The organism is Micromonospora hortensis, assembly GCF_022230935.1.
GTDB classification, from domain to species: domain Bacteria; phylum Actinomycetota; class Actinomycetes; order Mycobacteriales; family Micromonosporaceae; genus Micromonospora; species Micromonospora hortensis.
Map to the genome: position 1 here is coordinate 61,485 of NZ_JAKKFE010000018.1, position 15,552 is coordinate 77,036.

Consider the following 15,552-nt stretch of genomic DNA (forward strand, 5'->3'; position numbering starts at 1 on the left):
GTCCGGCGCTGGACCGCACCGAGAGGCCCTCTCCCAGCCCGGGAGAGGGCCTCTCGGCGGTCAGTTGTCGGTGGCGATGCCGTCGGCCACGCCACGGGCCACTGTGAGCAGCTTGGCGCGTACGACCCGGGCGGAGGTCATCATCTCGCTGGCCGGCAACGCACAGGCCAGCACGACGCGGCGTTCCATGTCCTTGTCCGGCGCGACGAGCACCGCGGCGCAGGCCACCCCTTGGCGGAACTGCCCCATCTCCAGTTGCATGCCGCGCCGGTCGCCGGCCGCCAGGTCGGCCTCGAAACTCTCGGTGGTGGTAAGCGTGGCGGTGGTGAAGGGGCGCATGCCGTACTCGCGAAGGTAGCGGTAGCGCTGGTCGGTGGTGAGGGTGGCGAGCAACGACTTGCCGAGCGCTGTCGCGTGCGCCCCCTCGTCGAAGCCGGGGACGAGATCCTCCAGGTAGGGCGAGCGGTGCCCCTCGGCGACAGCGGTGAGGGCCACCTGACCGCCGACGAACCGACCGAGGTAGTGGCTGTAGCCGGTGTCCAGGGCGGCCCGCCGCAGCGTCTCACCGACCGCTGGCGGGCCCCGGAACGCCGTCACCAACTCCCGGTACCGGTCGGCCACCTCCAACCCCACGATGTACGTGCCGTCCTCCCGACGGATCACGTAGCCCTCGTAGGCGAGGGTGCGCACCAGGTGGTACGTGGTGGCCACTGTCAGCTCGCAGCGCCGGGCGATCTGCTTGACGGTCAGGCCCTTCGGGGCGCGACCGACCGACTCCAGCACCCGTAGCGCTCGGGACACGCTGCGAATCAGGTCCGAAGGTTCTGCCAAGGGGTCGCGCACAACCACCTCCGCCGCCGGGGACTTACACCATATGAAAAACAGGCCCGGTGCGAAATGCCTGTTCGGGTCGAGGATGCCAGATCACCATCCACAGCTTGTGGCCCGCCGGTCACCAGGAGTGCTGTGAGCGGGGTTCGCGTAGGTTTGCCGGACGATGACCGACACCTCCAACACCCCCGATCCGACCGTCGCCCAACGCCGTCCGGTCCGGGCCAGCGCGGGCGCAGTCGTCACCACTGTGGCCTGCGTACTCCCCGTGTTCCTGCTCGGCGGTCTCGCCGTGCAGATGGGCACGGACCTCGGCTTCTCGCCGGCCGGCCTGGGCCTGGCCGTCTCCGTCTACTTCGGGGTCAGCGCGCTGGCGTCGGTGCCCTCCGGGCGGTTGGTCGAGCGGTACGGGCCGGCACTGGTCGCTCGCTGCGGCATCCTGCTGGCCGCCGGGTCGATGCTGGCCGTGGCCGCCTTCGCCCGGTCGTACCCGGTGCTGGTCGGCCTGCTGGCGCTCAGCGCCGCCGCGAACGCGCTCGGCCAGTTGGCCAGCAACGCCGCGCTGGCCCAGCACGTGCCGGCCCGGCGGCAGGGGTTGTCGTTCGGTGTCAAGCAGGCCGCCATCCCGGTCTCCACCCTGCTGGCCGGGGTGGCGGTGCCCACCATCGCGCTCACCGCCGGCTGGCGCTGGGCGTTCGTGGCCGCCGCCGTGGCAGCGCTGACGACGCTGGCCGCCGTACCCCGGCAGTTGCCCGGCCTGGCCCGGCGGGCCGGCGCCGCCCGCGCCGGGCGGGCTACGGCGGCGCTGGTGGTCATCGGCGCGGCGGCGACGTTGGCCTCGGGCGCGGCCAACTCGTTGGGCACCTTCCTGGTGGACTCCGCCGCGGCAAGGGGTCTGTCGCCGGGCCTCGCCGGCCTCACCCTGACCCTGGGTAGTGCGGTCTGCGTGGCGGCTCGGGTGGGCGCCGGCTGGTTGGCCGACCGCCGCGAGACCGGCCACGTCGCCCTCATCGCCGCGATGCTGCTCGTCGGCGCGGTCGGGCTGGGCCTGCTGGCGTTGACCGGCTCGGTGCCGTTGATGGTCGGCGTGGTGCTCGGCTTCGGCCTGGGCTGGGCCTGGCCCGGCCTGATGAACTTCGCCGTGGTCCGGCTGCACCCGCAGTCACCGGCCGCCGCCACCTCGATCACGCAGACCGGGGTGTACGCGGGCGGCTGCCTCGGCCCGCTGAGCCTGGGCCCCCTCGCCGCCCACCTCGGTTACCCGGCGATGTGGACAATCGCTGCCGTGGCGATGCTGCTCGCCGCCGCCCTCATGCTCGTCGGCAGCCGACTGTTGACCCGCGCCGCCACCGGAGCGGGCCGCGGCGTGGATCAGCTGGTGCGGTCGGCGATGTAGTCGCAGAGCGACTCGAGCGCGCTGCGGGACGGGCCGGGCGGCAGCGGGGCGAGCTGCGCGCGGGCCTCCTCGGCGTAGCTGCGCACGGTCTCCCGGGCCCGCTTGAGCGCCGGGCTCTCCCGGAGCAACCCCAACGCCTCGGCGTGCAGCGCGTCGTCGGTCAACGGGCCGGTCGCCAGGATCTCCCGCAGCCGCACCGACGACGCGTCGGAGTCGTCCGCCTCGCGGGCGTAGAGCACCGGCAGCGTCGGGACACCCTCGCGAAGGTCCGTGCCGGGGGTCTTGCCCGACTGCACCGACTCGGAGGCGATGTCCAGCAGGTCGTCGGAGAGCTGGAAGGCGACGCCGATCGTCTCGCCGTACCCGGCGAGGGCCTCCACGTGCTCCGGGGCGGCGCCACCGAACATGCCGCCGAACCGGGCCGACGTGGCGATCAGCGAGCCGGTCTTCTCGGCGATCACGTGCAGGTAGTGGGCCACCGGGTCGTCGTCGGCGCGCGGCCCGACCGTCTCCGCGATCTGGCCGTGCACCAGCCGGGCGAAGGTGCGCGCCTGCAACCGGACCGCCTCGGGGCCCAGGTCGGCGGCGATGTCGGCCGCGCGGGCGAAGAGGTAGTCGCCGACCAGGATGGCGACCGAGTTGGTCCACCGGGAGTTCGCGCTCGGCGCACCCCGACGGACGGCGGCCTCGTCCATCACGTCGTCGTGGTAGAGGGTGGCGAGGTGAGTGAGCTCCATCACCACGGCGGCCGGGACCACCTGCGCACCGGTCGGGTCACCGAACTGGGCGCCGAGCGCCACCAGCAACGGCCGGAACCGCTTCCCGCCAGCCTCGACGAGGTGCCGGGCGGCCTCGGTGACGAACGGGTCGGCACTGGCCACGCTGGCCCGCAACTCGACCTCGACCGTGTCCAGAAGACCCAGCACGGACGCCTCGACACGAGGATCGGCGAGGTTGAGGCCAAGCGCGCCGAACTGACTCGTGCTCGCCCGACCCCGTCGACCGCCGGAGCCGGAGGCACCTGAACGCTCGCCCGCCGGTTTCACCACGCTAACAACCATGCCACACCCGTTCGACCTGCTCCGGCCCGGGGATACGCACCGGGGGCCGGCACGTGAACACGCGCCGACCCCCGGTGATCGATCCCTCGGTCATCGAACGAATTCGGCGGCTCCGGCAGCCAGATCGAGCAGCGGCGCCGGGGCGACACCCAACACCAGGGTCGCCAGCACACCGATCATCAGCGCGGCGGAGGTGAGCCCACCAGGCACCATGACGGTCGGGGTGGACTCGCCCGGCTCGGAGAGCCACATCATCACCACGACCCGCAGGTACGGGAACGCGAGAATCATGCTGGTCAGCACACCGGCGATCACCAGCCAGGCCTGGCCACCCTCCAACGCCGGCCCGAAGATGGCGAACTTGCTGGTGAAGCCGCTGGTCAGCGGAATGCCGGCGAAGGCCAGCAGGATGAACGTGAACAGCGCGGCGAAGAACGGCGACCGACGGCCCAGCCCGGCCCAGCGGGACAGGTGGGTGGCCTCGCCGTCGTCGTCCCGTACCAACGTCACCACGGCGAACGCGGCGAGCACCGAGAAGCCGTACGCGACGAGGTAGAACATCGTGCCGGCCAGCCCGTCGCGGCTCGGCGCCAACACACCGACCAGCAGGTAGCCGGCGTTGGCGATCGAGGAGTACGCGAGCAGCCGCTTGATGTCGGTCTGGGTGACAGCGAGCACCGCACCCACCAGCATGGTCAGCACCGCCACCGCCCCGAGGACCGGCGTGAAGTCCCAGTTGGCGTCGGCGAACGCGACCTGGAAGACGCGCAGCAGGGCCCCGAACGCGGCGACCTTGGTGCAGGCCGCCATGAACCCGGTGACCGGGGTCGGAGCGCCCTGGTAGACGTCCGGGGTCCAGACGTGGAACGGGGCCGCCGCGGCCTTGAAGAGCAGACCGATGGCGAGCAGCGCCATGCCGGCGAAGAGCAGCACCGGGCTGGCCGGCGACTCGCCCACCGCCGCGTGGATGGTGGCGAAGTCGACGCCGGCCGTCCGCCCCGGGACGCCGGAGGTGAAGCCGTAGATCAGGGCCACGCCGAACAGGAAGAACGCCGAGGCGTACGCGCCGAGCAGGAAGTACTTCATCGCCGCCTCCTGGCTCAGCAGACGCCGGCGACGGGCCAGCGCGCAGAGCAGGTAGAGCGGCAGGGAGAAGACCTCGAGTGCGATGAACATGGTCAGCAGGTCGTTCGCCGCCACGAAGATCAGCATGCCGCCGATCGCGAACGTGGTCAGCGGGTAGACCTCGGTGAGACCGTTGCGCCCCTCGGCCTGCCGCCGGTCGTCGGCCGACTCCGCGGTCACCGCGGCCTGGGCGACGAACGCCCCGCCCCGCTCGACCGAGCGGTCACCGATCAGCAGCAGCGCCATCGCTGCCAGCACCAGGATCGCGCCCTGGAGGAAGAGCGTCGGCCCGTCGATCGCGAGCGCCTGGCCCGCGGTGATGATCCGCTCATCGGCGCTGAGGACCACCATGGTCAGTGCCGCGAGCACGGCGAGCAGCGCCAGCGTCAACTGCACCACGTGCCGCCAGCGACGAGGCACCAGGGCCTCGACCAGCACGCCGAGCAACGCCGTGCCCAGCATGATCAGGATCGGAGAGATCGCCGCGTAGTCGATCGACGGCAGCTTCAACTCGGTCACTGGGCCGACCTTTCGTTCACGACTGCGGGGCTCGCAAGCTCACTCCTCGCGCTCACCGGCCTGCCTCCTGGACGGTGCCGCCCACGGACGGCGCCGGGTCGGTTCTGCCGATGTCGTCCATTGTCGCCTGGACGGCGGGGTTGATCACGTCAGTGACCGGCTTGGGGAAGAAGCCGAGCAGCACGATCAGCGCGATCAGCGGGGCGACCACCACCTTCTCGCGCAGGTTGAGGTCCCGGCGCATCCCGTCGACCTCGGTCAGCGCCGGGTTGAGGGTGCCCTGGGTGGTGCGCTGCACCATCCACAGCACGTACGCGGCGGCCAGGATGATGCCGAGCGTGGCGATGACAGCTACCGGCTTGTTCACTGTGAAGGTGCCGATCAGCACCAGGAACTCGGAGATGAACGGCGCCGTGCCGGGCAGCGCGAGCGAGGCGAGACCGGCGAAGAAGAGCACCCCGGCGAGCACCGGGACGAGCTTGCCAGCGCCACCGAAGTCACTGATCAGCGCCGAACCACGGCGGGAGATCAGCATGCCCACCACCAGGAAGAGCAGGCCGGTGGCCAGCCCGTGGTTGAGCATGTAGAGCACCGCGCCGGTGCCGGCCTGGGTGGTGAAGGCGAAGATGCCCACGCCGATGAAGCCGAAGTGCGCGATCGAGGTGTACGACACCAGCCGCTTGAGGTCGTTCTGGCCGACCGCCAGCAGCGCGGCGTAGACGATGCCGATCACGCCCAGGGCCAGCGCCCACGGCGCGAACCACTTCGACGCCTCGGGGAACAGCGGCAGGCAGTAGCGCAGGATGCCGAAGGTGCCGACCTTGTCCAGCACGCCGACGAGCAGCGCCGCCGCGCCCGCCGGGGCGGCGCCACCGGCGTCGGGCAACCAGGTGTGGAACGGGAAGAACGGCGCCTTGATGGCGAACGCGAGGAAGAAGCCGAGGAACAGCCACCGCTCGGTGCCGGTGCTGATGTCGACCTGCGAGAGCGCCTGCCAGTCGAAGGTCTTTCCGCCGACCACCCACAGGCCGATCACCGCGGCCAGCATGAACAGACCGCCGACGAGCGAGTAGAGGAAGAACTTCACCGCCGCGTACTGCCGCTGGTGGCCGCCGTAGCTGCCGATGAGGAAGTACATCGGCACCAGCATGACCTCGAAGAACACGTAGAACAGGAAGACGTCGGCAGCCGCGAAGACGCCGATCATCGTGCACTCGAGGACCAGCAGCAGCGCGAAGTAGACGGGCACCGACCGCTTCGACGACTCGGCGTCGTGCCAGGACGCCAGGATCACCAGCGGCACCAGAACCGCGATCAGCATCAGCATCACCAGCGCGATGCCGTCGGCGGCGAAGGTGAAGCTGACCCCCCAGTTCGGAATCCAGGAGTACGACTCGCGGAACTGGAACCGGTCACCGCCGGCGTTGAAGCTGACCCACATCACCACCGAGAGCACCAGCACGAGCAGCGACCAGGCGAACGCCACCTGCTTCGCCAGCTCCGGGCGGTGGCGCGGCAGGAAGGCCACCACCAGGGCGCCCACCAGCGGCGCCACGGTGAGCACCGAGAGGAACGGGAAGTTGGACATTATGCGGCCTTACCTCCGTCGTGGATGCGTGGTCCGCCGGCGGGGGCGGGCGTATTGAGGTCGATCACGCGAACCACCCCGCCTGCACCGCCAGGAACGCCGCCATCACCAGCAGCGCACCGGCCAGGATCGAGGTGGCGTACGAGCGGACAAAGCCGGTCTGCATCCGACGGAGTCGACCCGAGCCCCCGCCGACCGCTGCGGCGAGCCCGTTGACAAGCCCGTCGATGCCCCGGTTGTCGAGGTACACCAGCGCCCGGGTGAGGAAGATGCCCGGCTTCTCGAAGACCGCCTCGTTGACCGTGTCGGTGTAGAGGTTGCGCCGGGCGGCGGTGACCAGCACCCCGGCCGGCTGCGGCACGGTGGCAGTGCCGGCCCGGAACAGGAACCAGGCGAGCCCGGCACCGAGCACGGTGACCAGCAGCGACAGGATGGTGATCACGGTGTGCGAGAGGACCGCCGCGTGCTCCGCGTGCTCGCCGCCCAGCCCGGCGGTCTCCGTCAGCCAGTCCGGAACGGACGTGGCGAGCAGGAACCCGGCGCCGACCGACCCGACCGCCAGCAGGATCAGCGGGATGGTCATCAGCTTCGGCGACTCGTGCGGGTGCTCGATGTCCTCGGTCCACCGCTGCGGCCCGTGGAACGTGAGCACGAACAGCCGCGTCATGTAGAACGCGGTGAGCCCGGCGCCGAGCAGTGCCGCACCGCCGAACAGCCAGGCGGTCCAGTCCTCCCGCTCGAAGGCGGCCACGATGATCGGCTCCTTGGAGAAGAAGCCGGAGAAGGGGAACATGCCGATGATGGCCAGCCAGCCCATCATGAAGGTCAACCAGGTGATCTTCATGTACTTGGACAGCCCACCGAAGCGGCGGATGTCGACCTGGTCCTTCATTCCGTGCATGACCGAGCCGGCGCCCAGGAACATGTTGGCCTTGAAGAAGCCGTGCGCCAGCAGGTGCACGATGGCCAGCGCGTACGCCGCGCCGCCGAGGCCGACACCGAGGAACATGTAGCCGATCTGGCTCACCGTCGACCAGGCCAGCACCCGCTTGATGTCGTCCTTCGCCGCACCGATGATGCAGCCGATCAGCAGGGTGAGCGCGCCGACGCTGACCACCACGAGTTGCAGCGTCGAGTTGGCCGAGAAGATCGGGTTGGACCGGGCGATCAGGTAGACGCCCGCGGTGACCATGGTGGCGGCGTGGATGAGCGCCGACACCGGGGTCGGGCCCTCCATCGCGTCCGGCAACCACGCCTGGAGCGGGAACTGACCGGACTTGCCGGCCGCCCCGAGCAGCAGCAGCAGGCCGAGGACCAGCACGGTGGTGCCGGTCAGCGCGCCGACGCCGTTGAACACCTCGTCGTACTGGGTGGTGCCCAGGGTGGCGAACATGATGAAGATGCCGATGGCCAGGCCGGCGTCGCCGACCCGGTTCATCAGGAACGCCTTCTTGCCGGCGGTGGCCGCGCTCGGCCGCTCGGTCCAGAAGGAGATCAGCAGGTACGACGCCAGACCGACGCCCTCCCAGCCGAAATACAGCATCACGTAGTTGTTGCCGAGCACCAGCAGGAGCATCGCCGCGACGAACAGGTTGAAGTACGCGAAGAACCGACGACGGCCCGCGTCGTGGGACATGTACTCCACCGCGTACAGGTGGATCAGGAAACCCACCCCGGTGATCAGCAGCACGAAGACCGCGGCCAGCGGGTCGAAGAGCAGGCCGAAGTCGACACGCAGGTCACCGACAGCGATGAAGTCCCAGAGGCTCAGCTCGACCGACTTGTTCTCCAGGCCACGCAGCTGGAAGAAGAAGCTCAGGCCGAGCACGAACGCGGCGCCGATGGCGGCCACGCCCAACCAGTGCCCCCAGCGGTCGGCCCGGCGGCCGAGCAGCAGCAGGATGGCCGCGCTGAGCAGCGGGATCGCCACCAGCAGCCAGACGCCCCCAAGCAGCCCCGTGGCCTGGGCGTATTCCACAGTCTCTTCCACCGGTGGACCCCTCTAGTACTTGAGCAGGTTGGCGTCGTCGACGCTCGCCGAGCGTCGCGTCCGGAAGATGGACATGATGATCGCGAGCCCGACCACGACCTCGGCCGCCGCCACCACCATCACGAAGAACGCCATGATCTGGCCGTTGAGGTCACCGTTGATCCGGCTGAAGGTGACCAGCGTCAGGTTGGCCGCGTTGAGCATCAGCTCCACGCACATGAACAGCACGATCGCGTTGCGCCGGATCAGCACCCCGGCGGCGCCGATGGTGAACAGCACCGCGGCGAGCACGAGGTAGTAGGTCGGCTCGACCGAGAAGAACGATCCCATTACTTGGTTTGCCTTCCGTTCGCGACTGCGAGGCTCCGCTTCGCTGCACTCCTCGCGCTCACCGGTCCGTACCCTTCAGGGCCGTCTCCTCGGCGGTCAGCTCGCGCTGCGGAAGGATCGCCGGGGTGCTGCGGTCGGTCAGGCGGCCGTCGGGCAGCCGGGCCGGGGTGGCCACCGAGGAGGAGGTCGCGAAGACGCCGGGGCCCGGCTTCGGGCCGGGGTAGTTGCCCGGGGCGAAGCGTGCCTTCATTGTCGACACCTGGTCGACCTTGTCCTGCTTACGCCGCTCGACGTGGGCCAGCACCATGGCACCGACCGCCGCGGTGATCAGCAGCGCCGAGGTCAGCTCGAACGCGAAGACGTACTTGGTGAACAGCAGCCGGGCGATGCCTTGCACGTTCCCCTCGGCGTTGACCTGGTCCAGACCGACCGTGTTGGTCCGGTCCAGCGCCTGGTAGAGGCCGGTGCCGACCAGGCCGGCGAAGCCCAGGCCGAGCACGATCGCCGCGACGCGCTGGCCGCGCAGCGTCTCGATCAGCGAGTCGGTGGAGTCCCGACCGACAAGCATCAGCACGAAGAGGAACAGCATCATGATGGCGCCGGTGTAGACGATGATCTGCACCATGCCGATGAACGGACCGGCCTGGAGCACGTAGAACACGCCCAGGCAGAGCATCGTCAGCACCAGCCACAGCGCCGAGTGCACGGCGTTGCGCGCGGCCACCATCCCGATCCCGCCGATCAGCGCGAGCGGGGCGAGGATCCAGAAGGTGACCGCCTCGCCGGTGGGGACAGAACCCGCCGCGGCGAGCACCGTAGACGTGGTCATGCTTCCTCTCCCTTGCCGGCCGCCACGCGCTGGGCGGCCTGCTCGGCGCCCGGGAACGTCACGCCGGGGTGCTCCTCGACCTTGTAGCGGCCGGGGCCCATCGGGGACGTCTCCGCACCGGCGGAGGTGCCCGGGTTGTCCAGCGCGCCGACGTAGTAGTCCTTCTCGCTGTCACCCAGCCGCATCGGGTGCGGAGGCTGCTCCATGCCCTCCAGCAACGGCGCGAGCAACTGCTCCTTGGTGAAGATCAGGTCCTGCCGGTTGTCCCGGGCCAACTCGTACTCGTTGCTCATGGTGAGCGACCGGGTCGGGCAGGCCTCGATGCACAGCCCGCAGAAGATGCAGCGGGCGTAGTTGATCTGGTAGATGCTGGCGTACCGCTCACCCGGCGAGAAGCGCTCCTCGTCGGTGTTGTCGCCACCCTCGACGTAGATCGCGTCCGCCGGGCAGGCCCAGGCGCACAGCTCGCAGCCGATGCACTTCTCCAGGCCGTCCGGGTGCCGGTTGAGGATGTGCCGCCCGTGGTAGCGCGGCGCCGACACCGGCGGCTTGAACGGGTAGTCGGTAGTGACGACCTTCCTGAACATGTGCGAGAAGGTGACACCGAATCCCTTGAACGTTCCGGTGATCGCGCCCACGTCACACCTCCCTGGAGTCCGAGCCGGCAACGATGTTGGCCGGCTCCCGCTCGGCGACCACGCGCGTGATGCGCGGGCTCGGTGGTACCTGAAGATCCATCGGTGGCAGCGGGAAACTCCCGTGCGGCCGGTTGTCGACCTGTTCCTGCGTCGTCGGCGTCGGCTTCGGGCGCCGGCTGGGCCAGAAGATCGTGACCAGCAGCAGGATGCCGGCCGGAATGCCGACGGCGATCACCTTGCCGCGGGTGTCCCAGTCCTCGATGGAGCGCAGGCCCGACAGGACCAGGATCCAGGCCAGGTTGATCGGCAGCAGCACCTTCCAGCCGAGCCGCATGAACTGGTCGTACCGCAGCCGGGGCAGCGTGCCACGCAACCACACGAAGACGAAGACCAGGGCGATCACCTTGCCGAAGAACCAGAGCATCGGCCACCAACCGGAGTTGGCGCCCTCCCAGATGGTGATCGGCCAGGGTGCCCGCCAACCACCCAGGAACAGGGTGGTGGTGACGGCCGACATGGTCACCATCGCGACGTACTCGCTGAGCATGAAGAGCGCGAACTTCAGCGAGCTGTATTCCGTCATGAAGCCGGCGACCAGCTCGGACTCGGCCTCGGGCAGGTCGAACGGCGCCCGGTTGGTCTCACCCACTGTGGCGATGAAGAAGATGATGAAGCTCGGCAGCAGCAGGATCGCGTACCAGCCCGGCGCCGGGATGGTCTGGCCGAAGACGGTCAGCTGGGTGCCGTCGCCCTGAGCGGCGACGATGCCGCTGGTGCTCATCGTGCCGGCGGTCATGAAGACCGCCACGATGCTGAGCCCCATGGCGACCTCGTAGGAGATCATCTGGGCGCTCGACCGGAGACCACCCAGCAGCGGGTACGTCGAGCCGGAGGCCCAGCCACCCAGCACGATGCCGTAGACGCCCATCGAGGAGCAGGCGAGCAGCAGCAGCACCGCCACCGGCACATCGGTGACCTGCAGCGGCGTGTGGTGACCGAAGATGCTCACCATCGGGCCGAACGGCACCACCGACAGGGCGGTGACCGCGCAGATCACCGAGATGGTCGGGGCGAAGAAGTAGACGACCTTGTCGGCCGCCTTCGGGAGGATGTCCTCCTTGAAGGCCATCTTCAGGCCGTCGGCGAGGGTCTGCAGCAGGCCGAACGGGCCGACCTGGTTGGGGCCGGGCCGCACCTGCATGTAACCGACCACGCGCCGTTCGAACCAGACACCGAGCAGGGTGGCCAGCAGACCGAAGGCGAACGCGAAGACAATCTTGCCGAGAACCAGCCACCACGGATCCCGGCCGAAGTCGGCCAGCGTCGGATCCTGGGCGAGGAAGGACGGACTCACTGTGCCCACCTTTCGTTCGCGACTGCGGGGCTCACTCGCTGCGCTCGTTCACTCCTCGCGCTCACTGGTTACCCCCGGAGTTGAGGAGCGGACCCGGGAGACCGGTCTCGTCGGCCGCCACGCGTCCGGCCGGGATGGCCGTACTCGGTGCGGGGACGGAGATCCGGACGACCGCGCCGGACGTCGCCCCGAGGCTGCGCCGCACTGTCGAGCCGGGTGAGTTGGTCGGCAGCCAGACCACGCCGTCCGGCATCTCGGTGAGTTCCGCCGGCAGGGTCAGTGCCCCACGGTCGGTGCCGACAGTGACCGCGTCACCGTCCACCACACCGAGCGCCTCGGCGGTGCCCTTACCCAACCGGACCACCGGCGGACGGGCGGTCCCGGCGAGGTTCTCGTCGCCCTCGGTCAGGGTGCCGAGGTCCACCAGCTGGTGCCAGGTGGCCAGCACGGCCTCCCCGGCGTTCGGCTGCGGCACCCGGCCCGGCGCGACCGACGGCGCGGCCGGGCGGGACATCCGCGTCGCCGGCAGCGTGGCCAGCTCACGACGCACGCTCAGCACGTCGGCAGTGCCGAGGCGTACGTCGAGCAACGCGGCCAGCGCGTCGAGCACCCGGCCGTCGGTCATCGCGGCGGTGGTCAGCACCGCCTCGAACGGGCGCAGCCGGCCTTCCCAGTCCAGGAAGCTTCCGGCCTTCTCGGCCACCGGCGCGATCGGCAGCACCACGTTCGCCCGCCGGGTCACCGCGCTGGCGCGCAGCTCGAGGCTGACCAGGAACGGCACCGCGTCCAGGGCGGACTCGGCCAGTCGCGGGTCGGCCAGGTCGGCCGGGTCGACACCGCCGACGACAAGCGCGCCGAGCTGCCCGTTGGCGGCCGCGGTCAGGATGCCGTCGGTGTCCCGCCCGGCCTGGCTCGGGATCACCCCGGCCGGGATGTCCCACGCCTCACCCAGCTCGGCCCGGGCGGCCGGCTCGGTCACCAGGCGTCCACCGGGGAGCAGGTTGGGCAGGCAGCCCGCGTCGACAGCGCCGCGGTCACCAGCGCGCCGCGGCACCCAGGCCAGCTTCGCGCCGGTACGCCGGGCCACGTCGGCCGCGGCGGAGAGCCCACCCGGCACGGTGGCCAGCCGCTCGCCGACGATCAGGATCGCGCCCGGTGCGCTCAGCGCCTCGCTGACGGTGGCGTGCTCGGCGAGCACGCTGGCCTCCTCGCCCGGCACCACCCGGGCCAGCTTGGCACCGAGCTTCTCCAGGCCGCGAGTGGCGAAGGGTGCCAGCGCGTACACCGTCAGGGTCTTCTTCAGGTACGCCTTGCGCAGCCGCAGGAAGAGGATCGGGCACTCCTCCTCGGGCTCCAGGCCCACCAGCACCACCGCCGGCGCGTTCTCCACGTCGGTGTAGGTGACGTCGGTGACCCCGGCGACCGAGCTGGCCAGGAAGTCGGCCTCCTCGCGGGAGACCGGGCGGGCCCGGAAGTCGATGTCGTTGGTGTTCAACGCGACCCGGGCGAACTTGGCGTAGGCGTACGCGTCCTCGACGGTCAGCCGACCACCGGTGAGCACCGCGCTGCCCTGCCCGCTCTCCCGGGCGATGTGCAGCCCCTCGGCGGCGACGGTGAGCGCCTCACTCCAGGACGCCTCGCGCAGCTCACCGGTGTGCTCGTCGCGGACCAGCGGAGTGGTCAGCCGGTCGGCGGCCCGGGTGTACTGGAAGCCCCAGCGGCCCTTGTCGCAGTTCCACTCCTCGTTCACCGCGGGCTCGTCGCCGGCCAGCCGTCGCAGCACCTTGCCACGCCGCCAGTCCGTGCGCTGCCCGCAGCCGGCCGAGCAGTGCTCGCAGACGCTCGGGCTGGAGACCAGGTCGAACGGGCGGGCGCGGAAGCGGTACTGGGCACCGGTCAGCGCACCCACCGGGCAGATCTGCACGGTGTTGCCGGAGAAGTAGGAGTTGAACGGAACGTCGCCGGCGTCGCCCTCTTCGCCGTACGCGTCGTCCCGGTAGATGTTGATCTCCTCGGCGGACGACCGGCCCATCAGGTCGATGAACTTGTCGCCGGCGATCTCCTCGGAGAACCGGGTGCACCGCTGGCAGAGCACGCACCGCTCGCGGTCCAGCAGCACCTGGCTGCTGATCGCCATCGGCTTCTCGTACTCCCGCTTGTGCTCGTGGAAGCGCGAGTCGGTGCGGCCGGTGGACATCGCCTGGTTCTGGAGCGGGCACTCACCGCCCTTGTCACACATCGGGCAGTCCAGCGGGTGGTTGAGCAGCAGCAGCTCCATCACCCCCTCCTGCGCCTTCTTGGCGACCGGGGAGGTGATCTGGGTACGCACGACCATGCCGTCGGCGACGGTCTGGGTGCAGGAGGCGACCGGCTTGCGCTGCCCCTCCACCTCGACCAGGCACTGCCGGCACGCGCCGGCCGGGGCCAGCAGCGGGTGGTCGCAGAACCGGGGGATCTCGGTGCCCATCTGCTCGGCGACCCGGATCAGCAGCGTCCCCTTGGGGGCGGTGACCTCGACGCCGTCGATGGTGAGGGTGACGGTCTCGGTCTGCTTGGCTACGTCGGTCATCAGTGCGCCCCTACCAGGGTCTTCTCCGACAGCTTGGGTGCGGTCCGACCCTCGATGTAGTCGAGGTAGTCCTGCTTGAAGTACTGCAGCGAGGAGGTCACCGAGCTGGTCGCGCCGTCACCCAGACCGCAGAACGACCGGCCGAGGATGTTGTCGCAGGTGTCCAGCAGGGTGTCCAGGTCTTCGTGGGTGCCCTGACCGGCGAGGATCCGCCGGTAGACCCGGACCATCCAGTAGTTGCCCTCACGGCACGGGGTGCACTTGCCGCACGACTCGTGGTGGTAGAACTCCAGCCACCGGTACGTCGCGTAGACCGGGCAGTCCTGGTCGGAGAAGATCTGGGTGGCAGTGGTGCCGAGGATCGAGCCGGCCGCCGCCACCCCCTCGAAGTCCAGTGGCACGTCCAGGTGCTCGGCGGCGAGCAGCGGGGTGGACGAGCCGCCCGGGGTCCAGAACCGCAGGTTGTGACCGGGCTGCATGCCACCGGCCAACTCCAGCAGCTCGCGCAGCGTGACACCCATCGAGCACTCGTACTGGCCCGGGTTGGCGACCCGGCCGGAGAGCGAGTAGATCATCGGCCCGGAGGACTTCTCGGTGCCCATGCTCTTCCACCAGTCGGCCCCACCGAGCACGATCGGCGGCACGCTGGCGATGGTGCCGACGTTGTTCACCACAGTCGGGCTCGCGTACAGGCCGTGGGTGGCCGGGAACGGCGGGCGCAGCCGGGGCTGACCCCGGAACCCCTCCAGCGAGTCCAGCAGCGCCGTCTCCTCGCCGCAGATGTACGCCCCGGCGCCGGAGTGCACCACCAGCTCCAGGTCGTAGCCGCTGCGCAGGATGTTCCGGCCCAGGTAGCCCTTGTCGTACGCCTCCTGGACCGCGTTGCGCAGCCGGCGCGCGGCGTGCACCGCCTCGCCCCGGATGTAGATGTAGGCGCGGGCGGCCCGGATCGCGTACGACGCGATGATGACGCCCTCGACCAGCGCGTGCGGGTCGTGGGTCATCAGCGGCAGGTCCTTGCAGGTGCCCGGCTCGCCCTCGTCGGCGTTGACCACCAGGTAGTGCGGCTTACCGTCGCCCTGTGGGATGAAGCCCCACTTGAGGCCGGTGGGGAAGCCGGCGCCGCCTCGGCCCCGCAGCCCGGAATCCTTGATCAGCTGGATCAGGTCGTCCGGGTGCGCCTTGAGCGCCTTGCGCAGCGCGGCGTAGCCGTCCAACTGCTCGTACGTGCCGATGCGCCAGGCGTCCGGCGACAGCCAGCGCTTGGTCAGCACCGGCGTCAGCTTGGCCAGCGTCTCCGGGCGGGGAGTGGTCACTTCTGG

General features: G+C 70.1%; 12 protein-coding genes. 1 reads left to right on the forward strand and 11 read right to left on the reverse strand.

The genetic code is table 11. From position 1 onward, the window contains the following. Positions 1-60: 60 nt before the first annotated feature. Positions 61-843: an IclR family transcriptional regulator gene (locus tag NIE111_RS13985; RefSeq protein WP_091395539.1), complete on the reverse strand. Its 783-nt coding sequence runs from the start codon at positions 841-843 to the stop codon at positions 61-63. 154 nt (positions 844-997) lie between these two features. Here NIE111_RS13985 and NIE111_RS13990 point away from each other — a divergent pair, with 154 nt between their 5' ends. Continuing rightward, complete coding sequence (locus tag NIE111_RS13990; RefSeq protein WP_238684796.1) at positions 998-2,227, forward strand: MFS transporter; 1,230 nt, start codon at positions 998-1,000, stop codon at positions 2,225-2,227. Here the strand turns inward: NIE111_RS13990 and NIE111_RS13995 are convergent. The 10 genes from NIE111_RS13995 to nuoF form a co-directional block, all read right to left on the reverse strand. After that, the gene (locus tag NIE111_RS13995; protein ID WP_238684797.1) at positions 2,203-3,288 is read right to left on the reverse strand and encodes a polyprenyl synthetase family protein; all 1,086 of its coding nucleotides are present in this window, start codon (positions 3,286-3,288) and stop codon (positions 2,203-2,205) included. The genes NIE111_RS13990 and NIE111_RS13995 overlap by 25 nt on opposite strands. A 90-nt stretch (positions 3,289-3,378) precedes the next feature. Beyond that, positions 3,379-4,932 carry an NADH-quinone oxidoreductase subunit NuoN gene (gene nuoN, locus NIE111_RS14000; protein WP_238684798.1) on the reverse strand — a complete coding sequence of 518 codons (1,554 nt, stop codon included), beginning with the start codon at positions 4,930-4,932 and terminating at the stop codon, positions 3,379-3,381. A 52-nt stretch (positions 4,933-4,984) separates the two neighbouring features. Then, positions 4,985-6,520 (reverse strand): NADH-quinone oxidoreductase subunit M, encoded by a 1,536-nt coding sequence (locus NIE111_RS14005; protein ID WP_145794932.1) that lies wholly within the window; start codon positions 6,518-6,520, stop codon positions 4,985-4,987. A 64-nt stretch (positions 6,521-6,584) separates the two neighbouring features. Then, positions 6,585-8,510 (reverse strand): NADH-quinone oxidoreductase subunit L, encoded by a 1,926-nt coding sequence (gene nuoL / locus NIE111_RS14010; RefSeq protein ID WP_238684799.1) that lies wholly within the window; start codon positions 8,508-8,510, stop codon positions 6,585-6,587. Positions 8,511-8,522: 12 nt separating this feature from the next. Beyond that, complete coding sequence (gene nuoK, locus NIE111_RS14015; protein WP_238684800.1) at positions 8,523-8,840, reverse strand: NADH-quinone oxidoreductase subunit NuoK; 318 nt, start codon at positions 8,838-8,840, stop codon at positions 8,523-8,525. A gap of 58 nt (positions 8,841-8,898) precedes the next feature. After that, positions 8,899-9,669, reverse strand: a complete 771-nt coding sequence (locus NIE111_RS14020; protein WP_238684801.1) for an NADH-quinone oxidoreductase subunit J — start codon at positions 9,667-9,669, stop codon at positions 8,899-8,901. Continuing rightward, on the reverse strand, positions 9,666-10,307 hold the full coding sequence (gene nuoI / locus NIE111_RS14025; RefSeq protein WP_238684802.1) for an NADH-quinone oxidoreductase subunit NuoI: 642 nt from the start codon (positions 10,305-10,307) through the stop codon (positions 9,666-9,668). Before nuoI ends, NIE111_RS14020 begins: the two co-directional genes overlap by 4 nt. A 1-nt stretch (position 10,308) precedes the next feature. After that, positions 10,309-11,661 carry an NADH-quinone oxidoreductase subunit NuoH gene (nuoH, locus tag NIE111_RS14030; protein ID WP_238684803.1) on the reverse strand — a complete coding sequence of 451 codons (1,353 nt, stop codon included), beginning with the start codon at positions 11,659-11,661 and terminating at the stop codon, positions 10,309-10,311. 61 nt (positions 11,662-11,722) lie between these two features. Next, the gene (locus NIE111_RS14035; protein WP_238684804.1) at positions 11,723-14,230 is read right to left on the reverse strand and encodes an NADH-quinone oxidoreductase subunit G; all 2,508 of its coding nucleotides are present in this window, start codon (positions 14,228-14,230) and stop codon (positions 11,723-11,725) included. Continuing rightward, positions 14,230-15,546, reverse strand: coding sequence for an NADH-quinone oxidoreductase subunit NuoF (gene nuoF / locus NIE111_RS14040; RefSeq protein WP_112585688.1), 1,317 nt, complete (start codon positions 15,544-15,546; stop codon positions 14,230-14,232). Before nuoF ends, NIE111_RS14035 begins: the two co-directional genes overlap by 1 nt. Positions 15,547-15,552: the final 6 nt, after the last annotated feature.